The sequence below is a fragment of the Aquimarina algicola genome, from assembly GCF_006443095.1.
GTDB lineage: Bacteria > Bacteroidota > Bacteroidia > Flavobacteriales > Flavobacteriaceae > Aquimarina > Aquimarina algicola.
Window position 1 is genome coordinate 21,618 of sequence record NZ_VFWZ01000010.1, and the last position, 25,933, is coordinate 47,550.

Annotated in this window: 26 protein-coding genes; 9 read left to right on the top strand and 17 right to left on the bottom strand. The window is 30.5% G+C overall.

Annotated features, from left to right (window positions below; genetic code table 11):
* Nucleotides 1–164 precede the first annotated feature (164 nt).
* Nucleotides 165–1,340: an MFS transporter gene (locus FHK87_RS23975; RefSeq protein ID WP_140597425.1), complete on the top strand. Its 1,176-nt coding sequence runs from the start codon at nucleotides 165–167 to the stop codon at nucleotides 1,338–1,340.
* A 34-nt stretch (nucleotides 1,341–1,374) separates the two neighbouring features.
* Here the strand turns inward: FHK87_RS23975 and FHK87_RS23980 are convergent, their stop codons facing one another.
* From FHK87_RS23980 to FHK87_RS24000, 5 genes are all read right to left on the bottom strand, one after another.
* Nucleotides 1,375–2,100, bottom strand: coding sequence for a hypothetical protein (locus FHK87_RS23980; protein WP_140597426.1), 726 nt, complete (start codon nucleotides 2,098–2,100; stop codon nucleotides 1,375–1,377).
* A gap of 97 nt (nucleotides 2,101–2,197) precedes the next feature.
* Nucleotides 2,198–2,890, bottom strand: a complete 693-nt coding sequence (locus FHK87_RS23985; protein WP_140597427.1) for a type 1 glutamine amidotransferase domain-containing protein — start codon at nucleotides 2,888–2,890, stop codon at nucleotides 2,198–2,200.
* A 96-nt stretch (nucleotides 2,891–2,986) separates the two neighbouring features.
* Complete coding sequence (locus FHK87_RS23990; RefSeq protein ID WP_140597428.1) at nucleotides 2,987–3,565, bottom strand: Crp/Fnr family transcriptional regulator; 579 nt, start codon at nucleotides 3,563–3,565, stop codon at nucleotides 2,987–2,989.
* A gap of 199 nt (nucleotides 3,566–3,764) precedes the next feature.
* On the bottom strand, nucleotides 3,765–4,133 hold the full coding sequence (locus tag FHK87_RS23995) for a cupredoxin domain-containing protein (protein WP_140597429.1): 369 nt from the start codon (nucleotides 4,131–4,133) through the stop codon (nucleotides 3,765–3,767).
* A 189-nt stretch (nucleotides 4,134–4,322) separates the two neighbouring features.
* Nucleotides 4,323–4,871 (bottom strand): carboxymuconolactone decarboxylase family protein, encoded by a 549-nt coding sequence (locus FHK87_RS24000; RefSeq protein WP_140597430.1) that lies wholly within the window; start codon nucleotides 4,869–4,871, stop codon nucleotides 4,323–4,325.
* 572 nt (nucleotides 4,872–5,443) lie between these two features.
* Here FHK87_RS24000 and FHK87_RS24005 point away from each other — a divergent pair.
* Nucleotides 5,444–6,052 (top strand): hypothetical protein, encoded by a 609-nt coding sequence (locus tag FHK87_RS24005; RefSeq protein ID WP_140597431.1) that lies wholly within the window; start codon nucleotides 5,444–5,446, stop codon nucleotides 6,050–6,052.
* A 235-nt stretch (nucleotides 6,053–6,287) separates the two neighbouring features.
* On the opposite strand, the gene FHK87_RS24010 is transcribed toward FHK87_RS24005, so the two are convergent.
* The 4 genes from FHK87_RS24010 to FHK87_RS24025 form a co-directional block, all read right to left on the bottom strand.
* Nucleotides 6,288–6,659, bottom strand: a complete 372-nt coding sequence (locus FHK87_RS24010) for a DoxX family protein (RefSeq protein WP_140597432.1) — start codon at nucleotides 6,657–6,659, stop codon at nucleotides 6,288–6,290.
* Between the two features lie 118 nt (nucleotides 6,660–6,777).
* Nucleotides 6,778–7,254: a hypothetical protein gene (locus FHK87_RS24015; RefSeq protein WP_140597433.1), complete on the bottom strand. Its 477-nt coding sequence runs from the start codon at nucleotides 7,252–7,254 to the stop codon at nucleotides 6,778–6,780.
* A gap of 111 nt (nucleotides 7,255–7,365) precedes the next feature.
* Complete coding sequence (locus tag FHK87_RS24020; RefSeq protein ID WP_140597434.1) at nucleotides 7,366–8,214, bottom strand: helix-turn-helix domain-containing protein; 849 nt, start codon at nucleotides 8,212–8,214, stop codon at nucleotides 7,366–7,368.
* Between the two features lie 157 nt (nucleotides 8,215–8,371).
* On the bottom strand, nucleotides 8,372–10,231 hold the full coding sequence (locus FHK87_RS24025) for an amidohydrolase family protein (RefSeq protein ID WP_140597435.1): 1,860 nt from the start codon (nucleotides 10,229–10,231) through the stop codon (nucleotides 8,372–8,374).
* A gap of 459 nt (nucleotides 10,232–10,690) precedes the next feature.
* Here FHK87_RS24025 and FHK87_RS24030 point away from each other — a divergent pair, with 459 nt between their 5' ends.
* Complete coding sequence (locus FHK87_RS24030) at nucleotides 10,691–12,184, top strand: WG repeat-containing protein (protein WP_226294405.1); 1,494 nt, start codon at nucleotides 10,691–10,693, stop codon at nucleotides 12,182–12,184.
* 17 nt (nucleotides 12,185–12,201) lie between these two features.
* On the opposite strand, the gene FHK87_RS24035 is transcribed toward FHK87_RS24030, so the two are convergent.
* The 6 genes from FHK87_RS24035 to FHK87_RS24060 all read right to left on the bottom strand — a co-directional run bounded on the left by FHK87_RS24035 (nucleotide 12,202) and on the right by FHK87_RS24060 (nucleotide 16,013).
* The gene (locus FHK87_RS24035; protein ID WP_140597437.1) at nucleotides 12,202–12,585 is read right to left on the bottom strand and encodes a nuclear transport factor 2 family protein; all 384 of its coding nucleotides are present in this window, start codon (nucleotides 12,583–12,585) and stop codon (nucleotides 12,202–12,204) included.
* A 231-nt stretch (nucleotides 12,586–12,816) separates the two neighbouring features.
* A complete protein-coding gene (locus FHK87_RS24040; protein WP_140597438.1) occupies nucleotides 12,817–13,443 on the bottom strand; it encodes an FMN-dependent NADH-azoreductase in 627 nt (208 codons plus the stop codon).
* 68 nt (nucleotides 13,444–13,511) lie between these two features.
* Entirely contained in the window at nucleotides 13,512–14,156 is a 645-nt protein-coding gene (locus FHK87_RS24045) for a Crp/Fnr family transcriptional regulator (RefSeq protein ID WP_226294406.1), read from the bottom strand.
* 41 nt (nucleotides 14,157–14,197) lie between these two features.
* Complete coding sequence (locus FHK87_RS26460) at nucleotides 14,198–15,001, bottom strand: hypothetical protein (protein ID WP_226294407.1); 804 nt, start codon at nucleotides 14,999–15,001, stop codon at nucleotides 14,198–14,200.
* 26 nt (nucleotides 15,002–15,027) lie between these two features.
* Nucleotides 15,028–15,429, bottom strand: a complete 402-nt coding sequence (locus tag FHK87_RS24055) for a hypothetical protein (protein WP_140597439.1) — start codon at nucleotides 15,427–15,429, stop codon at nucleotides 15,028–15,030.
* A 5-nt stretch (nucleotides 15,430–15,434) separates the two neighbouring features.
* Complete coding sequence (locus FHK87_RS24060; protein WP_140597440.1) at nucleotides 15,435–16,013, bottom strand: hypothetical protein; 579 nt, start codon at nucleotides 16,011–16,013, stop codon at nucleotides 15,435–15,437.
* Nucleotides 16,014–16,695: 682 nt separating this feature from the next.
* On the opposite strand from FHK87_RS24060, the gene FHK87_RS24065 reads away from it, so the two are divergent.
* Nucleotides 16,696–18,237: an RICIN domain-containing protein gene (locus FHK87_RS24065; RefSeq protein ID WP_140597441.1), complete on the top strand. Its 1,542-nt coding sequence runs from the start codon at nucleotides 16,696–16,698 to the stop codon at nucleotides 18,235–18,237.
* A 512-nt stretch (nucleotides 18,238–18,749) separates the two neighbouring features.
* On the opposite strand, the gene FHK87_RS24070 is transcribed toward FHK87_RS24065, so the two are convergent.
* Complete coding sequence (locus FHK87_RS24070) at nucleotides 18,750–19,712, bottom strand: endo-beta-N-acetylglucosaminidase H (RefSeq protein WP_140597442.1); 963 nt, start codon at nucleotides 19,710–19,712, stop codon at nucleotides 18,750–18,752.
* Between the two features lie 635 nt (nucleotides 19,713–20,347).
* On the opposite strand from FHK87_RS24070, the gene FHK87_RS24075 reads away from it, so the two are divergent.
* The 3 genes from FHK87_RS24075 (at nucleotide 20,348) to FHK87_RS24085 (ending at nucleotide 22,374) form a co-directional block, all read left to right on the top strand.
* Nucleotides 20,348–20,914, top strand: coding sequence for a Crp/Fnr family transcriptional regulator (locus FHK87_RS24075; protein ID WP_140597443.1), 567 nt, complete (start codon nucleotides 20,348–20,350; stop codon nucleotides 20,912–20,914).
* A gap of 68 nt (nucleotides 20,915–20,982) precedes the next feature.
* Nucleotides 20,983–21,375 (top strand): hypothetical protein, encoded by a 393-nt coding sequence (locus FHK87_RS24080; protein WP_140597444.1) that lies wholly within the window; start codon nucleotides 20,983–20,985, stop codon nucleotides 21,373–21,375.
* 138 nt (nucleotides 21,376–21,513) lie between these two features.
* Complete coding sequence (locus FHK87_RS24085; RefSeq protein WP_140597445.1) at nucleotides 21,514–22,374, top strand: DUF2490 domain-containing protein; 861 nt, start codon at nucleotides 21,514–21,516, stop codon at nucleotides 22,372–22,374.
* 64 nt (nucleotides 22,375–22,438) lie between these two features.
* Here the strand turns inward: FHK87_RS24085 and FHK87_RS24090 are convergent, their stop codons facing one another.
* Nucleotides 22,439–23,584 carry a DUF1624 domain-containing protein gene (locus tag FHK87_RS24090; protein WP_140597446.1) on the bottom strand — a complete coding sequence of 382 codons (1,146 nt, stop codon included), beginning with the start codon at nucleotides 23,582–23,584 and terminating at the stop codon, nucleotides 22,439–22,441.
* A 553-nt stretch (nucleotides 23,585–24,137) separates the two neighbouring features.
* Here FHK87_RS24090 and FHK87_RS24095 point away from each other — a divergent pair.
* Nucleotides 24,138–24,995, top strand: a complete 858-nt coding sequence (locus tag FHK87_RS24095) for a helix-turn-helix domain-containing protein (RefSeq protein ID WP_140597447.1) — start codon at nucleotides 24,138–24,140, stop codon at nucleotides 24,993–24,995.
* Between the two features lie 63 nt (nucleotides 24,996–25,058).
* Nucleotides 25,059–25,931 (top strand): SDR family oxidoreductase, encoded by an 873-nt coding sequence (locus tag FHK87_RS24100; protein WP_140597448.1) that lies wholly within the window; start codon nucleotides 25,059–25,061, stop codon nucleotides 25,929–25,931.
* Nucleotides 25,932–25,933 lie beyond the last annotated feature (2 nt).

Below are 25,933 nucleotides of genomic sequence, written 5' to 3' on the forward strand. Positions count from 1 at the left end.
ACGGACTTATGCCTAGAGAATTAACTAATAAGATAAAATTAGCGTTTATTTTTTTATAAGTTCATGATTAAGAATATTTTGTATCACTTTTAGAATATTTTATTATGCTATATAAAACTGACTACGAGTATTTTTGAATCTAAATTTAGATTGGTCTTTTTGTTATGAACTCATTACAATTATTAGTCACTCGATTACGTTATTTTGGTCCTGCTTGGGTTTTTGCTTCTGTAAATATTATGACAAGTACATGGGCTTTGTATATCCCTACCATAAAAAGCAGATTAAAAATTGATGATGCTCAATTAGGATTGGCTTTATTTTGTTTTGCCTTAGGAACATTGATGATGATAGCATTATCTTCATTTGTGATCAAGAAGGTTGGATTAGGTAAAATAACCATCTTTTCTATTATTTTGTTTTCACTGTTATTTTTGATTCCGATACAGTCTACTACATATATTATGTTGTGTATAGCATTATTTATGGTAGGTGTTTTTGGTTGTTTAACTGATATATCAATGAATGCTTTGGTGTCAGAAATAGAGCAAGAAGATAATATTCATATCATGTCTGCTTCGCATGGTTTTTTTAGCTTAGGAGGAGTCATTGGTGCTGGTATTGGTAGTCTTATGATCACCTTGTTTACAACACCATTAGTACATATGATGTGTGTAGCAATTTTTGTGATTTTTACGAATCTTATTGCGTCAAAATCGTATTTAAAAAGAGTAGGGAAGAAAGAAAAGAACAATCATGATACATTTTCTTTTGATCTTGTACGACCACTTTTGGGGCTTACTGTTCTTGCTTTTTTAATTATGGGTAGTGAAGGAGCTATTGAGCATTGGAGTAAGTTGTATATACAGGATGTTGTTCAAATTACATCAGAAAGAATATCAGGGTTTGGTTTCGTAGCTTTTTCTATAACAATGACCTTTGGTAGGTTTTTTGGAGATTCAGTAAGTAAAAGATTTGGGTCTTTAGCAATTATTATTGGTGGTGCTTTGATTGCAATATTAGGTTTTGTAGGTGTTTTAGCAAGTCAGTTTATCATTACAATTATTGGTTTTGGTTTTGTTGGTATGGGATTTTCTGTCATAATTCCAGAATTATTTAGGCTTGCCGGAAAGACAGAAGGAGTTTCTTCTGCACAAGGAATATCTTTTGTTGCCGGATTTGGATATTTGGGTTTTTTGTTAAGCCCACCTTTTTTAGGTTTTTTATCAAGAATACAGAGTTTACGCCTAAGTTTTACCGCATTACTTTTAGGAGCTTGCATAGCAGTCTTAATAGCATTGATGTTGAAAAGAAAACATAAAAAAAGAGGTGCACTATAGTACACCTCTTTACTTTATATACTTTAATAGGTAACTATTCGGTGATTACTTTTATGTTAGTAAAATGTAATTTCCAATCTCCTTCATTACGTTTATGGGTTTTAGCAATTTTAATACCTTCAAAATTTTCATAATCTTCCCAAGAAGTAATTAGAGAAGGTTCTGCAGCATTTTCTTTTCTAAACACCCATTCTTTGATAATAAAATCTCCTTGAAAGTAGAAATCATAAGCATCTCCTGGAGTATACCCGCCTTCATTTTTGTAAACAATTGTAAATTTTTGCATTTCGGTATTACTTATAGGAGCTGTAGCTTTAAGCGTATGTTCAGATGTAAAACTTTCAGCATCCCATACCAAATTAAAAGGTGCTAATAACCAATATTTATCATTGATAAATCCTTGATCAGCTTTGATGTTTGTACTGTCTATTTTTGTTCTATTATATGTGATTGTATCTTGTTGAGAGGTTAGTGTAACCATCTTTTCTTTTGGTTTCCAAACCCAAGATCGCTCAAAATGAGTAGTGTCTTTATCAACATTGAATGTAAATTGTATCTCCTTTACAGCATTCCATTTTTGTATTCCATTTGCTTTTGCAATAGCTTGTGCAGTGCCATCTATTTCGGTTTTATTTTCATCAGTAGGTGGCTCGGGATCTCTGACTTCTACATTGTCTTCGTATTTATTTTCATTTTTTGTGTTTGTCCCACAAGCGATAAAAAGTACTGTAAAGGCTAAGATTAAAATCGTGCGTGTCATAAAAGTAAGTTATAATTGAGATTCGAAATATAAAAAGAAAAACTTTGTTACAAAATGGTAACAAAGTTTTATTTTCTTATCAATTTATAGCAAAAATCTATGATACTAACGTAAGTGCAATAGTTTTTTGTGCTGCTAAAACAGAAGATTGAGGGTTTTGACCTGTTACCAGATTACCATCTTCTACCACAAACTCACTCCAGTCATCGCCTTTGCGATAGATTGCACCGTCATTTATAAGTTCTGTTTCTAGTAAAAATGGTACTACATCAGTAAGTTGTACAGCTTCTTCTTCGGTGTTGGTAAAAGAAGTAAGTCTACGGCCTTTTACCATAGGAGTACCGTTCTTGGTTTGTACACCTTTGAGAGCAGCAACTCCATGACAGACAAGCCCAATAGGTTTATCGTTTTCATCAAATGCATTTACTATTTGTGCTACTTCTGCATTATCTCCTAAGTCCCACATAGGGCCATGACCTCCCGGAAAGAAAAGAATATCAAATTGAGAAGGTTCTATATCTGCTGTTTTTGCTGTGTTTTTTAATAGAGCTAATGCATCTTGGTCTACGTTAAAACGTTTTGTGTGTTCTGTCTGCCATTCTGGTAACTCACTTTTTGGATCAAGAGGTACACTGCCTCCTTTTGGAGAAGCAATTGTAATTGTTGCTCCTTTATCTAGATATTGATAATATGGGCCCGCTAATTCTTCTAACCAAATACCCGTTTTTTCTCCTGTATTTCCTAGCTGATCATGCGAAGTAGTAATCATTAATACTTTTAAATCTTTCATAATGAAGTTGTTTTATAATGAATATTGTACTACAAATTTCGGGATAACCAGAAAATATATTGATTGATGTAGGTTATAAAATTTGATTAACTTATGTTAAGATATAACTAATTGTTTTCGAAGTCTACTTAAGCTTTCGGGCTTGATTCCCAGGTAATTTGCGATAAGATAATTTGGGATTCTTTGTTCTATGTTTGGATATGTTTTACGAAACTCCAAATAGCGTTCTGCACTTGTTTTATCTAACGAAGAAAGGATACGGTCTTGTAGTGCTACAAAAGCATTGGTAAGTTTGATGCGAAAGAAACGTTCTAGCTTTGGAATATCGATAAATAATTGTTCTAAGTCTGTTTTTGCAATACCCAATAACAGAGAGTCTTCAATACAATCGATAGTAAGGCGTGCTTTCTCATTTTTAAAAAAAGCTTTAAAATCACTGATCCACCAATCTTCAATTGCAAATTGAATAATATGTATGTTGTCAGAAGGATCTATTTCATAGGCTTTTAAACAGCCTTTTACAACATAATATTCATAATTGACAAGATCACCTTCTTGTATTAAAAATTGTTTTTTACGTAATTTTTTGGTTATTAAAACAGATGTAAAACGTTCTAGCTCTTCTTTTGTAAGCTGTATATGCTTTGATAAATGTTGTTCGATTGCTGTAAACATACAGCTAAGGTAAATAAAAAAAGAAGCTATCTGAAAAAGAGTTGATTTTCATATTGTCATGTATCCCAAGATTGTTCCCCAAAACAATTTATATAGAATAACTACTTTTAGCTATTACTGTTTTTTTGGGATTCTTATCCTTACAACTCAACTTTTCAGATAACTTCTGATATATAAATCTATAAAAGACTAAAAAATGTTACTCTACAATCAATGTGTACTGTGGTGTTTTGTTAAGAGGGCAAAAGTATGTGTACTCTCCTTTTTTCAAATTAACAGTTTTAGAATTTTCAGTTTTTCCTTCAGCTACTACTTTAGTTACATAAGCTTCTTTGATGTGGTTTTCGGCATTAGATGCATCTTTACCTTTAGGTACTAATACAAAACCAACATCTGTTCCTGCTTGATTATTAGAGATATTAAAAACATAGCTACCTTCAGAAAGTTTTATTTCTTTTTGGGTGAATTCTCCTTTTGTTTGCTCTAGAGAAACTGTTTTTACTTGTTGTGCTTGTGCACTAAAAGTGATTGCTAAAATAAATGAAAATACTGCGATTAACTTTTTCATGATGTAATAATTAATTATAAATGTTTAATAAAATTTTGCTTGATTTCCCGAAAAAAAGAGTGTCTTAAACATGTCATTTTAATAATAATCATATGTTACCAATACATCGTATTTATATGATAAATAAGACACCCTTTTGTTCAGGAATTGTAAATAAAAGGGGTAATCATTAAATTACGTGACTACATGTTATATAGACGTAGTTTCTAGTGGTTGTGCCACCGGGAAATCTACAGGTACTTGTGTGGTACTATGTATGTAATTAGATATTGTTTTATCTCCTACCAATACAATAGTATCAATGAGGTTTGCTTTTGTATAACCTGCTGTTAATAAATTGTCTACGACTTGTTGATCAGCTTTTCCTCTATTTTCGGTTACATTTTTGGCAAATTTTGCTAATGCGTCTAATTTTGAATCAAAAGAAGCTTGTCCTGCTCTTAATTCTAATATTTGATCGTCTGTAAAACCATTCATTTTTCCTATAGCCGTGTGTGCAGATAGACAATAAATACATTCATTTACTTGGCTAACAGCTAGATTTACTACTTCTTTTTCTTTCGCTGATAGTGACGTTTTTGCGTTAGAAAAATTCAAATAATTTTCTAATGCTGTATCACTATGTGCATATGTGGCATAAAGATTTGGAACAAATCCAAGTGCTTTATTAAGATTATCAAAAATCGCTTGATTATTTGCGCTTACTTCTTCTCTTGTTGGTACATTAAATGTGCTCATAATTTCTAATTTTTATCAATTAAAGCTTTTGTTCTAAGAGCTTTAACTATGGTGAATAGTATCTATTTATTTTAATTATTTATTCTTATTATTTCTTTTACAAAGGTGCATGTATAATTCTTGTTGTGCACTACCTATTTTTCCTGTTTAGTTGTCAGATTTTCCCTTTTCTTATTTACTTATATAAGGACGTTCGATATCACAATAAAAGTCATGTATACTTCTTTGTTCACAATGTTTTTTTGAATTTAGCTTATTTACAATTTTTCTTTTTCCTTGTCTAAAAATCTCTATAAGATTGAATATGGATTTATCTTGATATGTCATTTGTATATTGTTTTGATTTAACAATACAAAGATGCAATAGATAGAAGTCAGTATAAAGAGTCGTTTTTCCTTAAAACTTGTCAATTTTTCCTTGTTTATGAGAATTGTTGATATAAATCGAGGTATAAGATGATATTTTGTAAAATACTAGTATAAATGGGTAGGGTATTATGAACGATAAGCGTTTTTATATTATATGACAATACTCTCAACAAAAGTATAAGCACACAAAAATCTAATCTCAAATGAAAAAAATTAAAATCGTATTAGTAGCATTATTAGCATTGACAATACTTTCATGTGAAGGTGATTCTCCTGAAGAAGAAACTACAGGAACTACAGCAGAAACTAATGAAGAAGCGATTACTGCCGAAAATGTAATAAATAGGGTAAAAGAAGAACGTGAAAAGGAAGAAGAAGCCGGAGGTGAGGATTCTGGAGGAAACTTTGTCTTTATAAAAGATCTTCAAAATTACGAAGGAACATGGATAATCAAGGAATCTAGAAGTGATGATTCAAAAGAATTTATTGCTGCTACAGAAATCGTATCTAATGAATTATTTTTTCCGGCGACATCAGATAATTTAGTAAATGTTCAATCTATAAGAATAGAGGCGGGTAAAATAGTTTTAATAGATGCTAATAATACTGTCCAAAATGAATTTGGGATTTCTAACTATATGATTGGTTCTTTGGTAATAGGAGGATTATTTACTGTAGATTTAAGTTCTAGCAATTCTACTGCCAGCAATTTGATTTCACGAATTACTCTTACTTCTAATAATGGCGATTTAAGAATTGGTCAATTTTTTAATCCAGGTTATATTGAATACAGACTAGAGAAGGTAAATTAATATCATAAACAGTTACAGAAGAGTATTTTTCATAATTCCTAATGTTTTTAAAAAACCTGTCAATTACATTTGTAATAGCAGGTTTTTTTATTGTAACACAATGGTTTATGATTAATGTATTAAATTAAGTAAAGTGCATACTTGCCTACACTTGGCAAAAAGACAGAATTCTTTTCGCAAATTAGTACATAGCTAAGCTAGATTTTTGATTGCAAATCAAGCTTTATTAAGCAGATTAAAAAAATTTAATTTCTTTTCTTTTAATCCATAAGATAACTCCACTTAAGATAAATGTTAGAACAGCGATAGCGAATAGAATACCTTTGTCGTTGTTTACTTCGATACCAAGTTTGGTGAGGTGCATCATGATTGCTCCTCCGATAATGCCTAGACTTATTGTAGCACCTATCCAAACTGTTTTTGGAATAAGAAGTAAAACTCCTGCAATACATTCGGTAATTCCGGTTCCGATTCTGCCGTATGGCTCTAATCCTACTTTTTTGAAAATGTATACACTTTCAGGATGTGCCATAAATTTAAACATAAGCGTTTTTAATAAGATAATTGCTACAACAATTTGCAGCAATAGGGGTAATATCTTTTTCATAAAACGACGTAAATGTTAATTAGCTTTTATGTCATTATTTTTAAATATGTAATTGTAAGAAAAAATATTTTTACTTACAAAAAAAAAGTTAAGCTAATTTATAACATAAACGTTTTATTTACAAAACGCCTGGTAAAGCATCAATTTTACCATTAAAAGTATCTTTTCTCACAACAGTGTATAATTGTTTAAGATTATTGTCTTTTTCAAATTGAATACTTAATTGAGGTAAGTTATTTTGGATAAAAACTTCAAATGATTGTACAGAGGAACTTCTATTTGCACCTTTGCGAAGTGTTTTTAAATATTTTAATTCTAATATTTCAAGATTATTTCTGTCAGAAAGAAAAAGTAAATATTGATTTGTCTTTTTTGCTTTTACAATTTCTGACCTAAAATCAATTTTGTTTGAAGCAATTAGATTGTTGTTGAAGTTGCTGAAGTTATTTGTATAAACCACTTCTTTTTTACTTTCTTTTTTTAAATAAACTGCTTCAAGTTGATCTTGATATGTTACTTGTGCATTACTTATAACAAAAGTCATAAATAACATACTTGCTAGTATAAATCTAATGTTGTGTGTTAATGTTTTCATAGCCCTATATATTTTATCTGAATCAATTCAGGATAATTATTATTTAATTTTATACTACAAAGTTGGGGCAAAAATCTTAAAAAACTTATATATCTTTTTCCTTTATACTGGTCAATATTTCCCTGCGGCTTCTAATTTTAGTTTTTTCTTAAACTCTGAAGGAGAGATTGATGTATGTCTTTTAAACATTCTACTTAAATGAGAAGCATCTTCAAACCCAACTTCATATGCGATTTCTTTGGTAGATTTATCAGTATAAACTAGTAAACGTTTGGCTTCTAGTATTATACGGTCATGTATGATCTGTAAAGGAGTCTTATCAAATTTAGCAAAATTATTTGACAATGTTTTAGGAGAACGATGTAATTTTTCTGCATAAAATCCTACACCATGCTCTTGTCTAAAATGCCATTCTACCAGGATATTAAAGTTTCTCATCAAGTCTACTTGTTCTTGTTTTTGATCGAGATCATTTTGTTGTTTGATAAGCCTGGTTGTTGTTATTATAAATCGAGCCATTAGCATCCTCAACATCTCTGCCTGAATGGTATCTACGGTTTGTAATTCTTCTAAAAATACCTTGTGTAAAGTATGTAATTTGTCTTTTTCTTTTGGTGATAATACTACAATAGAAGGACTATTGGTACCATAAAAAAGAACTCCCATACAGCTTACCTCTTTATCATGATCTTTAATACAATAAAATTCTCGATTAAATTGATATACAATAATGTCTGAGCCTTCTTTAAAACTAAAGTATTGATTAGGAGTTAGAACAACAATATGATCTGCCGGTATAGTTGTAATTATACCATCAATTTCTATTATTATATTTTCACTCTGCGGCCAGATAAAAGTATAGTATTCAATTGGTTTTGAATTTGAATATGATAATAACACTTCTTGATCGGCAACTTTTAAAACTGCTCCTGTAGAAAATTCATTAAACTCTTTATTCATGCTATATGAGTCGTCTTTTTGTATGTAATATTACAATATAATATTCTAATGTTTTGTTAATACAAGATAGTACATTTTTAATTGCTAAACTTGTACTTTTTATACCTTTTGTTGTATTTTTAAAAAGCCGCTTATATATTAGATAATCTTTTTGTAATCAATGTTTTTGATTTAATTTTTTAAGCATTTCTATTCCGTTTTGATTCTCAGGATTTAATTCTATTGACTTTTGATAATTTTGTATGGCCAGTTCTTTATTTCCATTTTTCATATACCCTTCTCCGAGACTGTCATAAGTATTTGCGGCATCAGGAAATACTTCAACATTAAGTTTGAAAATTTCTATGGCTTCATCAAACTTTTCTGCATATAATAAACTATATCCAATACTGTTTATAGCATTCTCATGATAAATAGGGGCAAACTTTGGAAAATCTTTTTTAATTAAGTCTACTATAGCTTTTCCCTCATCAACTTTTCCCATATGAAATAGATGGTATGCAATTTCTACCATTTCATACGCTTCTGGCGTATTAGATTGATTATCATCTAGAAATGAAACCCCTGCAGAAATCCCTTCTTTTTCGATAAGATTTAAAACAGTATCCTGGATACTGTTTTGAGGCATAAATACTTTACCTTCTTTGATGACTGTTTTTTTTGCAAGAAAATTTTTGACATTAGTAAATGGATTCTTATCAAAAAGAACCAGATCTGCTTTTTTGCCCTTTTCAATTGTACCATACAGATGATCTATATGCATGGCTTTAGCACCATTCCATGTTGCAATCTGTAATATATCTTCAATGCTAAAACCTGCTTCATGAAACAGTAAAAACTCTGATAGTATTGCTTGTCCGGCTTCACTATTGTCAGTTCCGATTCTGATCGTTACACCCATTTCATGCGCAATTTTAAGATACTGCATCATTGTAGAAAAGGCTTCTTTTAATTTTGCTTTGTTAGCGGGAGTATAATCAGGTAACTCTGGTGCTTCTCTCAATGGAAAATGATTAAAAGAAGAAAAAAAATCTGTTTTTTCTGCTGCAGCGCCCAATACATGAATGGTAGTACTTATTGTTACTTTTTTTTCAGCCATTTTTTTGAATAACTCTATTAATCTTTGATGTAATTCAGGATTTTCTTTGATATATTGAAAGTAAAAGGATCGAGTAGCACTAAAATCGTCAATATGGTTTGGTCGTTGTAAGTTATATTTTTTAAGTAGCGCTTCTCTATGATCTTTGAGATTGAGAACACTAGGCAGTACTGTAAAAAAATGTTCAAAATCTCGTACGCCTAATTCCATTGCTTCTGGGATGTTTACAATATTATTATCTACATGGGCATAAGGTTGGATATTACTTTTGCTTGCTTCATTTATAATAGCTGTCATCTCCGGGGTTTCTAATTTTGAATACAATTTGATATGTTGAACTCCCATTCTCGCATATTTTTGTACTTTTTTAACGCCATCTTCAGGGTTAAATACAACAGTATGGTGTTCGGGTACATATCGATTCCATTCTAGATCAGAGATCATAGCGCCGCCTGCAATGTATAAGTTTGGATAATCAGGAGATGTTTTTTTTTGCCACTGTAACGTTTCTTCCATCCATTTTTCAGAGATACCTAAATCTACAGCTGTCGTAGTACCATAACTCAATAATTTTTCAGTTAACTTTTTGCGATAAGAGCGGTCTATAAATTCTGGAGCAATACCAGTTGTTAGATCTAACATTTGGTGTAAATGTATATGAGTATCTATAAAACCGGGAACTACTAATTTTCCATTACCTTCTATAATTGTAATCGCATTACTATGTTGCGAAGCATCAATTACTGCAGCTATTGTATCCGCATTAATCAATATAGTTTTGTTTTTAGATACATTTTTGGTTTTACTATCAAAAAGAGAAACATTTTCAATAGCCAAGTCGTACTTTTTTTGATCGCTATTTGTTGTACAAGAAGCAATGCAAGTAATTATAATGAGTATTAAAGTTAGTTTTTTCATGAGATATGTTTTTATAGGTATACCTGTAAGAAATAGAAAGGTTACATCAGGGATTAAAAAAAGTAGTTCTAAAACTGTTTATATAGTATTATGTTAATACCGCATTACATTAGAGATATAATATATATGTTTGTCTTTGGTTTGATAGGGGTATTAATATTATAATCAAACGGATATGCTCATACGATTTTCGATTTACTTTTATATGTACAACTTCATTGTTATACAATCAAGTACCGCTACAAAAGCACAACCCGTAGAGAAATTGAAAGAAAATCTAAGAGTATGGGTAAGAAAGGATATAAGGAAATGAGCATTTATTGATAGAAATCAGGATTTGATTTTACCTGTAGCGTATCATGATATATGTTTTTTGAACTAAAAAAGACTATAGAATTCAAATACTAACGTATAAAAATGTAATATTATACAGATATTGTATCAGAAACAACAATGCGTATGAATATAAAATACTTTGATCAACATTTTGCAGTTTATTTCTTCTACATAAGTAGTGCTATCACGATATTATTTCCTGCTACTACAAAGGCACAATCGGTAAATAAATTGAAAAAAGACCTTAGCATTTGGGTAAAAGAAGACGAAGAGAAATGGGCATTAATAGACGGAAATCAAAATATGATTCTACCTACTTATTATGCTTATGTTCATGATACTTATGATAACATGGCTATAGTAGAGGTCAAAGATTCTATACCAAATGCAGGAGATAAACATCTAAAAGTGATTGATGCTACAGGAAAAAATATTCTTGATATTAAAGCTACATGGGCCGAATTTTTAAAACCTCATACTACTATAAAGTTTAAGGTTTCTGCATCAAAATATGGAGTTTTGAACAGTAAAGGCGATACTTTGGTAAGACCCATATACAGAACTGTAGAAAAAGATAAATTTCATGCTGACAGATTCATAGTAAAATCAGAAACTACAGATACATCTAGTTTGGTCAATAGTAAAGGAGAAGTATTGATTGCTGATTTTACGAGCATATATCCCATGTACAAAGACAGATACTTTGTTATAACTGATAAAACAAAACAGTTGGTAGCTACTGATCAAACATCAATACAACAAGATCAATATGAAGTAATGATTCGTCCATCATTACTTTTAGATAAATATTTCCCAAAGAGTATACGCCCAGAAGTACTTGCACTCAAAGAAGAAGAATATTTTTTGGTCAATGTATTGACAGGTGAGCGTATTATGAATAATATAACTCCAAGTTTTTTTGGCTTTACAACCAGCAATAAAAATTGGATTCCCTTTAAAGAAGGGGAGGATATGGGGTATCGTAATCTAAAAGGAGAGTTACTTTTTTCAAAAAAGAATGAATACGACGATCTGGGGTATTTTTTTGAAGGCATTTCTGTGTTTACAAAAAAAGTTACATCTACCACAGCAGAAGATAAAAATAAAAAAGAAGTTTTATTTGGGATCATGGATCAAAAAGGAAAAGAAATCATTCCTCCGACCTATGATTGGATTTATCGATTTTATGATGGTTTGGCTAAGTGCAAAAAAGACGGTAAGTATGGATATATCAACAAAAACGGAAAAGTAAAAATTCCTGTCATTTATGATGAGGTCGTAAATCATCATTTAGAAAATGATCCATTATTAAGAGTATGTTTGAATGAAAAACAAGAAAACAAACCTTATTACAAGACAAAATGTGGTATGATCGATCAAAATGGAGATATTGTTGTTCCTATAGAATATTCACCATATGATATGGCAATGTTTGGAGAGGATAAAGAGTATATTAAGGTTCGAAAAAAATACCATAAGCCTAATAGTACATATATCTGGGGTGAATCGGGCTGGGATTATGGTATTTTTGATAAAAAAGGCAGGGCAATTCTCCCTTTAAGTTATCAGGATATACGTTTTTTTGAATCAAAAAAGACCATAGAATTTAAAAATTAATCGACAAAACAATATTTCTATGGTATACTTTGCCATAGAATTTTTTCGATACACCAATTTTTATCTTCTTTTGTAAGCAACAAATAATCAAACCTAAAGATTTTTGGAGCCCATTCTATTTCAACTTTTACAATGGCAATTTTATCCTGAAGATCTAATATAGTAATGTCCGGCTCTGTATCAGGCATAATATTGTTTTGATTATACGAGGCTACAGATGTTTTGAGATCATCACAATTCATATTTGTCATACCCATCCAGGACTTTTTGATATAATCGTACTCGTATCCGATCTTCGATATTTTTTTAGAGAAAAATATATCAATAAGTTTTGTATCCATCTGTTTAAAGGCCATTGGATATTTTCTTGCAGTTTCTATAACTAATGATTCCTGTTTCATTATTTTGATTTTAAGGATGCTAATCACAAAAGTAGAAAGGGGCAATGCCAACAGTATGTCAAGAGTGATAATTTTATAACGTTTTTTTATATCGAATTCGTCTATTTTAAGATTTTATCAAACCAAACCACTTCAATATATATAGCAATATTTGTAACCGATGAGGTATAAAAATCAGTGCAGAATATAAAGTATGGCTATTGTGATATTATTATAATAACTGATAATGCCTCAGGGAATCCTAGATATTTGATCATATATTTTTTGTTTAGATTTTTCAAAAATTTGACCTCCAAACTCTTCGTTATCCAGAGAGATAGTAGTCGTGTCTCTAACACCCATAATTTTAAAAATAAATTCCAGATAGGTAGTTTGAAAATTCATATGTTCATTTTTTTCATTCTTGCCATATCCAGTATCTCCTCGACTAGATAGAATCAATAATTTTTTACCCTCTAGTAGGCCTACATAATCTCCATCGGGTTTTCCGGAGCGAAATTTCCAAGTTTCGTTAATACGCATGATTTGATCAATATACGTTTTTAAACCGCTGGGTATAGACCAATTATACATAGGAGTGCCAATCACATAGATATCATTCTCTTTTAATTCTTTAATCAATTGATTGCTTAGGTAAACACCTTTTTGATTTTGTATCGTTTGTTTCTTTGGTTTAGTAAATGCACTTGCAATCCAATCTTTATTAATTGGTGGAATTTTATTTAATCCAACTTCTCTAAACGTAAATGTATAATCAGGATGTTTTTGTTGCCAGTTTTTGACCAATAATTCAGTAAGTTTTCTGCTTTGTGATTTTTTATTTCTTACACTGGCATTGATGATAAGTACTTTTTTCATTTGTTTTTATTTTAATGTAAAAAGCAAAATTCATAAATGATATGATCACAAAAATTGATCTAGTTCAATTAATGTTTAGATTTTCGTATACGGCTTAAAAACTCGGCAGAAACTCCTAAATATGAAGCAATAAGATATTGAGGAACTCGTTTAGAAATTTCAGGGTAATGCTTTAAAAAATTAAGATACCGTTGCTCGGCATCATAGCTGTTGTTCATAATGATTCGCCATTGTAAACTCCCAAGATAATTCTCTAATATGATACGAAAATACTTCTCTAATTTTGGAATTGCATTCAGCATACGCTGAAAAGACTGATAATGAATTTGTAATAACGTTGTTTGTTCTAGTGCCTGTATTGTGTATATAGAAGGTTTTTGTTTTTGAAAACTACTAATATCTGTTGCCCACCAACCATCAATTGCAAAATATAGAATCTCTTCTTTACCATTTTCTGCATTGATATAAAATGCTTTTAAAACACCGGATATTACATAATTATCTGTTTTACAAACTTCACCGTTATGTAACAGGTAATCTCCTTTTTCTAAAACTTTTTCATACCAAAAGGTTTCAAATAGTTTTTCCTCTTCAGCAGTTAATCTCACGTGATTTGATATGCTATGAATTAGGTTGTGATACATCCAGGCGATATGAGTAAAGTTTGTGATTTTTTGTTTTACTGTAGTGTTTATTTGAAAATCAAAATTCAAAAGCTTCGAGACTAGTTCTAAGGTTTTGTACTATTTTAGACTTATTCGTATACACTATTCTTGATGGGAGATAATCTTTTTATTGTAAAATAATCAAAATCAAATAAAATGATTTCATAGCTGCCATTTAGATCTTCGAATTCACTTTTGATCTCTATGATTTCATCTTTACTAATGTTATATTGCTCTTGGGTTTGTATGGTGTCAAAAATGGTTTCATTATTATGGTTACGTGCATTCTCATAGGTAAGTGTTGTGATATCATTAGACAAAAACTCTATGTCGATAAGTTTGTGTATGATCTTTTTTTGCGGCTTTTTTGAATTAAAATTTTCAATAAAGCGATCAGCAGATGTGTTGTATTCAAAATAGAAATCCTGGCAGTTTCTCGTTATACAATGATTATTAAAATTTGCTCTTACAAGATAAAGAGTATCTAAGGTTTCATTTGCTCTAATAATCCATTTATTTTTTATAATCTTTTGAAAATCGCTGATGTCCTTTTTTAAATAAATAGTATCCAAATGCCATGTAGTGCCTTTTCCGCCACCGCCACCGTATTTGTTAAAAGCAACAATTTCTTTTTGTTCGTATCCTTCTTTTTTGATGATTTCAGCAATAAAAAGGGGAGGAGCCTCTAACATAAAAGCCTCAGGGATAAAAAATTTATTGTATCGTTTTTCTTCAAGAACAAATTTTCCATTTTTGTCTGTCATTGTTTCTCCTACAGTACAATTGTCGATAGGATTTCTTTCAAAGTCTAATATAGTCCCGGTTAGTTTGGGTCTTGCTAAACGAGATATACAAGAGGATGCAATAATTAGCATCATAATGCAGTATAACATAAGACTATTTTTCTTCATAATTAAGATCAAAATATATGTTCTGAAAAGATTTCTACATGTTCAATTTTCCAGGTATTTTCTTTTTTACGCCATATGTAATTTCCTTCTCTCTCGACAGTAAATGTTTTTATGAAAAAAATAAAAACTTTAATCGACACTCTGGCTTTTTGAATGATGTTTTCTGTAAATATATGTTCCTCTACCGAGTAATGTACTCTATCATATTGACTGTGTACATTTTTAATCCTACCAAAATAGGATAAAGTATTGTGAGATAATGTATCCTTGTCTATGACCGACCCATCAAATTGTTTATATTCAAGAGTATCTGAAAAGATATTCATATACGTATCAAATTGCTTTTTTGCCAAGGCTTCGTTTGCCATTTGATGTATGTTATCAATTTCTTTTAGTACTTTATAATCCATAACACTTATTGATCTAGAGGAGAGAATATTGATAATTCATTATCATTAGGAATACGATATTCTTCACAAGAGTTTTTGACCGCATTATATTGTTCGTCAGAAACTTCTATCCAATAATCATCACCCAGAAGTTTAAAAAAATAACGTTTATCTATGTGTTTTTCAAAAGACTCTTGTATTTCATCATGATAATTACCAATAGTAGTATTCGATATTGAGTCAAATACTTCGGTTCGTATACTTTTCTTTTTTAGATAACGAATATATGTAGTATCGTTACAAAAGATAATATGTTTGGGTTCTCCGCTACCTCCGTTCCACTTGATTTTTCCAGGATTTAAAGCGAATGTATAAGAAAACCGATGCGTGGTACCATAATTATGTTTTGTAAATAGTCCTGTAGCCGTTGTTTCTTTATTCGTTTTTTCAACAACCAAAAATCGATCCCCCGGTAGCGCTATACTCGTCTTATCAGTTGTTTCTACAGTATCATAACTACAGCTGCCTATGAAAGATGTAGATAGTATAGCAACACCTATTATTATTCTTGACACAAATGTATTGCCCATGGATTTGATTTGCATTTAGTTTACATGATTACAGTGCAATTTACAAAACTGTTTCGATTATGGATCAAAGTATAATAATTAGGAAAAACATAGAGAATTTACATCTCAATGATCAAATAAAATATCTCCAGTACACTGAAATCAACTATACTTTTACTTTTTAAGATTTTTAGATCTTTACTTCACTATTTACAGAACCAGTTTTTCAGTATTTTTATTTTAATCCTTTAGAAGCTTCTTTTGTTCATACTTGATCTTCTGCATTAAACCATCAAAAGGTATTATCCTCAAGTACTATATATCTTCTAGACTCGTATGTTTTAGCTTATAAAGTGCTGAAAATCTATAGCATTTGGCCATGAGAAATACATGATATTATGATTTAAATAGCAGTAAGTATTGTTTTAAATCATTTCATTTTTAGAGGTGTAAATATTAATGATTTTCAAAAGTATAGAATTTATTTTAAGAGTATAAAGATGGTATTATTCTTTATCATAAAAAGAGTAGATAATATATACAACTTCTCTACTCAACCTAATTACATTTATCATTTAGACTTTTACACTTTACATTAATAAAGTAAGGAGTAAAAATTTGTTAAAATACGAGATGAAAAATAATCATAGAGAAGTATTAAATCTTCTTTTTTAGCGTTACTTTCCTTATTGTAATAATATTTTAACAACCAACAATTATGACACACAAATTTATGTTAAGTATTTGTGCATTGTTCGCATACATTTGCGCATATGCACAACCGACGCCCCCGGCTGGGAAAAAATGGCAAAAAGTAGAAAACTTGTCAGATGAGTTCAATACTGGTTTTGATACCGGTAAATGGCAAAAGGTATTGTGGGACTATTCGAATACGCCTACCAAAATGGTAGCGCAAAACTCGGGAGTAACTGCAGGAAATCTTTGGATTAAGGCTACACTCGATAATAATGCTCAACGATGGTTTCAAAGTTCGAGAGTGCAGTCCAGAGCTCAGATTAAATATCCTATGTATACAGAAAGTAGGATAAAAACAGCACATCTTTCTGCATTTAATACTTTTTGGTTAAACAATGGAGATATTAATAACCGAAATGAAATAGATGTTATCGAAAATAACTCTAGGCCTAGTTGCGGATGCCGAGCGGATTATCCATGGCAAATGAATTCTCAATACTTTCATGTTGTCGATGGAGATACCAAAAGAAATCATGGCAATTTTGATAATAGAAATCTATCAAACAATAATCCTAAAAAAGGAGTACGATGGAATGAAGATTATCACGTAGTTGGTGTATGGTGGAAAGATGCAAAAAATATTCAATTTTATCTTGATGGAGAACCCGCAGGAAGTGTTGTCTCTGCCAGAGATTTTACACGAAATCTGAATTTAATATGGGATTTATGGACAGATGATGAAGATTTTTTGGGAGGAGTAGCCGTAAGAAGCCATCTTACCGATGATAATATCAATACAATGAGAGTAGATTGGGTGCATACTTACCAACTTGTAGATGATCAAAATAATAGTGGTAATCCAGAAGATGCTTATGTGATAAAATCTGTAAAATCAAATAAGTGGGTATCTCCAATTAATGGAAATTCTACAAACGGGGCTCAAATCGTAAATCATCAAAATGGTACCGGCAAAGCAAGGCAATGGACGTTTGTAGATAAAGGTAATGGATATACAGAAATCAAAAATGTGCAATCAGGGAGATGTCTCGCTGTATCCGGGGGTAATACTGCCAATGGAACAAAGCTAATACAGTGGGACTGTAAAGGATATGATGATCAACAATGGAAAAGAGTACTAAGGGATAACGGTCAGTTTTCTTTTCAAAATTTAAAAACAGGTAAATGCATAGATTTACCGGCAGGCAATACAGCAAATAATGTACAATTTCAACAATGGGAATGTGGCGAGACGAATCAAAATCAACGCTTTTGGATATTGAGCCCGAATAGTAAGGTGTATTCTAATGATATTGTATTTGATTCTAATGCGTCTTCTTCTTTAGGAGAATTGATGTACCCCAATCCAACAGATGATGTATTAAATATTTCAAAGCTTAAAAAAGGAACGCATACTATTAAAGTATTAAATATGTTTGGGCGAGTAATGTTGCAACATCAGGTACAATCAGGAGGAGATAATGTAATTGTTAATGTAGAGCGTTTAACTCCCGGGATGTATACTCTAATTGTAGGAGATAAATCTGTGAAATTTGTAAAAGAATAATAAGAGGAATCTTAAGTAATATCCTAAAAAAAGTAAAACACCGGACTTTGTAATAAGATCCGGTGTTTTGGTATTACAAACTTTGTTTAAGAAGATGAACAACTTTTTTATTATAAGTAATAAAAAAAAAGAGGAAATTCTGAACATCATCATATTCCAATGTCCCTAAAAAAACAAACAGTGTGTGAGGGGTATGATGGCTTAGGGATTATGGTTGACTATCAAAATTTCAAAAAAATAGAGAAAACACAAAGTGTTTTCTAATTAATGAGTTCTTAGCGTATCAGAACTTCCTCTTGGTACATACTTAATATGATAACAATTCATAAAACACATTAAGTATATGAAGAACTCATCCGGATGCTCAAGACCCGAGGGCGTGACGATGCATATAATAATTCACGCTATTAGATATGCCATAGCAAGTATCACAAAGAAAACCTTAATTATCTTTAAGGAAACAGAAGGCGATATTTGCATTTTGTGAGTTATATCCGGATGAGTTCATGTTTTTAGTTTCTCAATGTACCTGTTAATTTGGTTTCTTTTCCATACAATCCTTGCGATATGCTATTGAGGTAACTGGTACGATCTGTTCCGTCTAGATTGTACATCACAAGAGCACCAAAATTGTCATTCTTGGTTCTTCGTGCAAAATCAGCGGCTACACTAGCAGAAGTTTCTTGTACATTTACAGCGCCAGCGGCGAGTTTGCTTTTGCCCATACCAGGTACAGAAATATTAGCATCATAACGGCCATAAAAAGGTTGAAAAGCGTAATCTAAAAAGTTACCTGCTTTTTTATTACCTTGTTGTAAATAGTTTGAAGATGGACCAATTTTGTAATAGGTGATTATCTTGTTGGGCATTGCTGCTCTAAGTTCCTGTATTAACCACATAAAAGAATCTTTGTTAGGTTGTGGTTGCCCGTTCTCACCATATTTTGAAAATTCGTCATCAAGATCAACGCCATCTAATCCATTATTCTTGACTACTTTGGCTACTTGTTTGGCAAAATCTTTGGCAGAAGCCCTAGAGGTAAAATTAGCAATACCAACACCTTGATGATTACCAAGGACAGAAAGTAACACTTTGATCCCCTTATTCTGTAAGGGACGAATCGTATTTTTTCTCTTTTTTAATACTGATTTTACTTGGGGGTTTAAGAATAATACAGCTTTATTTTGCGAACTACTATAATTGATATTTGCTGCAAAAATGATCCCGATATCAAAAAGGGGTTTTCCATTGGGTAATGTATACGCTCCCACGTTACGCATATCATTATCATTTACTTCTACATACATTACAGATGCAGGGTTTTTTAAGCCATTTACTTTACTATTAATATCAGTGATATCTTCTAGCGAGTTTAGTTCATCTTCTTGCACATCTTCCTTATTACATGAGATAATAAAGAGTGTCATTAGGGCTATAATTGTGATCGCTTTAATGTTTTTGATTTGTGTGTACATGTTTAAAAAATTGATTTTAAGATTATTTGTTCCATAATTGTTTTAAATATTTCCTGTCTCTATTAAAAGAGACAAGAATATTGATTTGGTAATAAGAATGCCAGATAGAGAACTAGTATAATCTGGGCATCATTTTTTGATTTTTTATGGTATTCATTGTTAGATCAAAAAATGTAGTAATAGTGATACGCGACATCACAATTTTGATTTATAATAGTATCATCAGAATTATAAAGTTGGACAGATTGATTTTGAATGAAATGAGAACCAACCTTATTTCTAAAACACTATGAGAATCAAAAATTTACAGAAGAAAGGTATTTAAACTATTGTTGGCTTCCCAAAAAAAAAGACGAATAACTAACGAAAAACGATGAATGTGTAAATGACACCCCAAAAAGTGTACTATTTTGCATTATAAAAAAATTAACAAAGGAGTAAAAATGCAAAGTATTGATAAATAAATGATTAAATTTATTTTTTGTTTTTTATTACTAGTAATAAAAAACATTTAATGTATTATTTTATCCATTGTTTTTGTAAAAGAAGCCATGCAAGAGCTATTTTTTTAACGAACACTACATCAAATATAGTTACATTGCCGAAATTTGGATACATACAAAAATATATATGAGATGAAACAATTAAAAAATTGTATTTCTGAGCAAGTACATATTGATACATTTTCTTTAGAGAAGATTGTTTCTTCATTTAAAAAAGTAACCCTTAATAAAGGAGACTATTTTCTAAAATCCGGAACGTTATGTAAAAAAATGGCTTTTATAGAGAGTGGATATTTACGAATGTTTGATATTGTTGATGGTAAAGAAATTACTCTTTGGATAGGTAGTAGTAATATGTTTATCACTTCGGTATCTAGTTTTGTTTTTCAAACTCATAACTTTTGGAATATCCAAGCTATCACTAATGCAGATTTATGGTTACTAGACAGGGAACAACATTTTGAATTGTGTAAAACACAACCCAAATGGCTTGAGTTTGATAATATTCTATTAGCACGATCATTTGCATTATTAGAACGAAAAATGTTTCAACAACTGCACACCACTGCACAACAAAGATTTCAATCATTATTAGAAGAAGAGCCAGAACTTTTTAATAGAGTACCATTACAATACATTGCATCTATGCTTGGGATTACGCCAGAATCATTAAGTAGACTTAGAAGAACAGGTATCTAGTAAATTTCTTAACATTTGTCAAGAGAAAATAGATATAAGCAAAAGACCTTTGTAAAAAGTTTAATGATATGAATATTTTACAAAAGTCTCTTTTAGCAAATAGTATTTTTTCTTCTGCCAGTGGAATATTACTGATTATTTTTAATCGATATATAGCTGATCTTTTTGGAGTATCGAGTACTACCGCATTTTGGGTGACAGGTATTGTTTTGTTATTCTTTGCTATTACAATCATTATAGAAATTGTTAAGCAAAGGCGTTTGGCAATAATATGGATTATTATTCAGGATATATTATGGGTATTGGCAAGTATTATTTTGGTTATAACGAATCCTTTTTCAATTACAAAACCAGGTAATTATATGATTTCGATTATAGCATTTATAGTATTGTGTATGGCTATTCTTCAGGCTCGGGCACTTTCTCAAATTAAGAATGCAAGAACCAATACAATACATTAAATTATTCTTTTTGTACAAGTTTTTGTTGTTCTTAATCAAAAACTATTAATCGCACAGTAATATTTGATACAGGAATCAAAATAATACAATTCTATTTTTACAAGACATACTGATAATACGTATACCGAAAAGAAAAATATGTTTGTATTGATAGTGGCTATTATAAAAAGGCGACATTTATATCTTTTTTTTGTTACCTGTTTTTATACTACTAAAGATTACTTTTTCAGGTATACGAATGCTAAATGTATAGGTCAAAAAATAACTTTTGTTGCGTATATAGGAGTTGTTTTTCTACCATTTTTTAATCAAAGTCTTATTGCCCAAAAAAAAGAGATTGAATATGATCATCAACAATGGATTCAATATCATCAAGATATTCAATTGACAAAAAAATGGTTGTGGAGCTCTGATATTGGGTATCGATGGAGAGATGGTTTTGGTCAACCTACAAAATATGTAATAAGAACCGGTTTTGGTTATTACATCTATCCGAAGGTAAGACTCTCTGGCGGTATAGCGTATTTAGGAAAATATACTTCCGGAGTAGTGCAAGAAACAGAATTACGCCCTCACCAGCAAATTACTTACAAACATTTGATTGGTAATATTAAAGTAAATCAGAGGATAAGAATAGAGCAGCGATTCTTTACATCCCTTATTGATGATATGATGAATGAGAATAAAGTTCACTTTAGATTTAGGTACTTTGTAATGCTTGATGTTTTTTCAATTCAGTTCTCAAAGAGTCATTTTTTTGAAAAGTTATCATTTTTAGTAGGAGATGAGGTATTTGTTAATATAGGAAAAGAGGATAATTATACGATGTTTGATCAAAATAGATTTATGATTAGTCCAACATTGTATATAGATCGCAACTTTTCTGTTTCAGTTACCTGGAATAGCCAATTTGCTCATGTTCAATTATCAAAATATAATAATAGGCATACTAATGTGATTTGGGTTCAGGTAAAGTATAAGGTAAACCTTATAAATTAGATATAAGTAAATGTCTATGTAAAGCAGTTTATTATTCAATAAAGTAGCAAAATCAAAAGATGATCTAGAAGTATTTTATCAGTTTTGAGGAACTTTTACGTTTATACTCAGAGAATTTTTTGGTTGGAAAATATAGCAAAAATGATAATGCAATAGAAATCAACCAGATTTGATAGATATGACTTACTCCAAAAGCCCTACCTTGATTTGCTCCTACAGTAAGCAATAAAATCCCATGGACAATTAAAATAAGGTATAGGTGTACAATATAAAAGAACATAGGTGCTGAACCATATACTTTTAGAATTTTTGATACAGTACCATGTATTTTTTCAAAATAAGAAAGCAATAAAAAACCAATCCCTAAGGTGAACAACAAAAAGTGTAAAGAAGGAGGATATTTTGTATAGTTCAGAAAAGACATTATTGATTGTATAATAGTACTTTGTGTGTGCCAAGGTAATGTCTCTCCATAGATATTCCAGCCCCTTAATATTGCTAGTAAAGCAAGAGAAGAGAACCCAAGAAATATTAATATTTTTTGTCTTTTTGCTGCTATTACTTGATGATGATAAAGAGGGCCGGCAAAATATCCTAATAAAATTACTCCTATCCATGGTAGTATAGGATAAGAAGCTCTAATGTTTATAAAACCATCTGTTAGTAAATATCCCCTATCATGTAAAATAGTCCAAAAATTATAGCCTAACTCTGTTTTGTCAAATGTAATTGGAGTTAAAATGTTATGTCCAAAAACAATTATAAAACCAATAATTCCTATCCAAACTCTCGGAAGTTTAATTAACAAAGCTAAGCAGATCATACTAATTCCGATTGCCCATATCACTTGTAAATACAAGGTGTGATAAGAAGCGGACCACGAAAAATTAATAATTGTAACTTCTAAAAGAATTAAAAATAGACCTCGTTTTAGTAAAAATGAAGTTGCTGATCTAGGTGGTTTATTTTTTGGATTTGAATATAACCAAGCAGATAACCCCGTTAAAAAAACAAAAATAGGAGCACATAAATGAGCTGATAAACGTGTGAAAAATAAACTGCTACTAACTTCTTGAATATCTAATGGATCTGTAACAGGATGGTGAGAAAAAAAATGTTCTCTTGCATGATCTACTAACATGATTAACATCACCAAACCTCTTAAGATATCTATAGATGCTATTCTAGCTGCTTTTTTTTCTTGTGTCATATTATTAAGATTAAAAAGTATAATTTTTACTGTATCAGCCTATTATGAAATAGAAAACTAACAGCTACTTTGATTATTAGTAAATACTATATTTTGCGAATAAAATTGATAAATAAAATATAATTGACAACACGTTTTAACATTTAAACCTAGTAGCATAATATTTGATGAAAAATACACTCTAACTAAAGTTATTTTTTATAAAATGTATTGTCTTTAGAAATCAAATATCTCATTTCATTTATTTTAAATTACCCTTATTTTTAGTAGAATATTAATAGCATTTCTTTTTGGTAGTTTATATTAGTTTATTAGTAAAAGTTAGTTCTTTTTCTATCAAATCTATTTGATTTTATTTCTATTCTTATTTCAAGTTTTTATATAAATTAAAGCTGAAATCATTTGTGTTTACATTATAATTATTAATTTAAAACATAAAATACATTCTATAATGTATTGTGTAGCTCTAAATATGACCTGAATAGACAACAAACTGAACCAATTTTTAAACACTAGATAGCTTTTAAGACGTATTTTTAACAAAAAAAGGAAAATGGTAAAAGACTATAAAACTATAGATCTATTTGGAAAGTTATTATTTGAAACCATTATTTTAAAACCACCATACAAAAAGCCCAATTTAATGTCTAATGAGGCTTGTTTTTTGTATATAATTAAAGGTGAATATAATTCTATTTCTGAGACCAAACGACTTCGAGTAGAAGCAGAAGAATCGCTTTTGATGAAATGCGGAAACTACATTTGTGATATGCGTACCTCAAAAGCTTCGGAGACATATCAAGCGCTAGCTGTTCACTTTTATCCTGACATTTTGATGAAGATTTATGAAAATAAGCTACCAGAATTTCTTACGCAACAACTGCCTCTAGATGTTGGGATGTCTAAGCTTAATAGCAATATTTTAATTCAAAAGTATATTGAGGATATTTTATTTTATTTTAAGAATCCAGAATTAGTTAGTGATGAAATACTAATCCTGAAACTTAAAGAAATCATCTTGTTATTAAATCAGACCAAAAATGCTTCTACAATTCGATCTATACTTTCTAATCTGTTTAATCCTACATTACATTCCTTTAAAGAAATTGTAACAGCACATTATTATGAAAATATTTCTTTAGAAGAGCTAGCTGTTTTAAATAATCAAAGCTTATCTACTTTTAAAAGAGAATTCAAAAAAATATATAAATCCCCTCCAGCTGCTTACTTACGTGAGAAAAAACTAGAAAAGTCCATTAAGTTACTTATGTCAACAGATTTAAGAACTACAGATATAGCCTATGAATGCGGGTTTACAAATGTTTCTCATTTCTCAAAAACATTCAAAAATAAATATGGGATTTCTCCAACAGTTTATAAAATGACCCATTTAGACAAAACTTTGAACTAATCATAAAACACTTCCTGTCTTTCTGTTTTCATCTTTGTATCGATAACAAAAAAACATGAAAACATGAAAACAGTACTCATTACAGGAGCTAGTAACGGACTTGGTTATTTATCTGCATTAACATTGGCTAGAAAAGGCTATAACGTTTGGGCAACGATGCGCAATATCAATGGAAAAAACAGTATCAAAAAAGAACAACTTGAAACTATTGCTTCAGAAGAAAATATTTCGATTACAGTAGCAGAACTCGATGTGACTAGTGATACATCTACCAATGATTTAGTTAATAGAATTCTTACTGAAGAAGAAACAGGACTAGATGTTTTAATAAACAATGCAGGTATGATGTATGTTGGCATTACAGAGGCATATAGTATAAAACAAGTACAAGAACAATTTGATACTAATTTCTTTGGTGTGATTCGAACCTCTAAAGCATTTCTTCCTTTGTTAAAAAAGTCTTCAGATGGATTGATTATTAATATTTCATCATTAGCCGGACGATTGGTGTTTCCTTATTTTGGCATTTATTGTGCTAGTAAATTTGCCTTAGAAGCTTATTCTCAAGCACTAAAATATGAACTAAAGCCTCTTGGGGTAGATGTTTCTGTTATAGAACCAGGGCCGTATCCGTCAGGTTTATTGTACAGTGGACCAAAAGAAGACGATAAAACGGCTTTAGATAGTTATGGAGAAATGGCAAGTGTTCCAAAAACAATGCTTCAAAACTTTGATCAATTTTTCAAAAGTGATGATTCGCCCAATCCACAGGAAATCCCAGATGCTATTTTAAAAGTAATCGAAATGCCAAAAGGAAATAGGTTAATAAGACAAGCCGTAGGTGTAGATTACAATACTAATGAGTTGAATGACAAAATTGGTCCAATTCAAGAACATCTTATAAAAGAGACCTTGCAAATGGAACATTTAATTTAAAT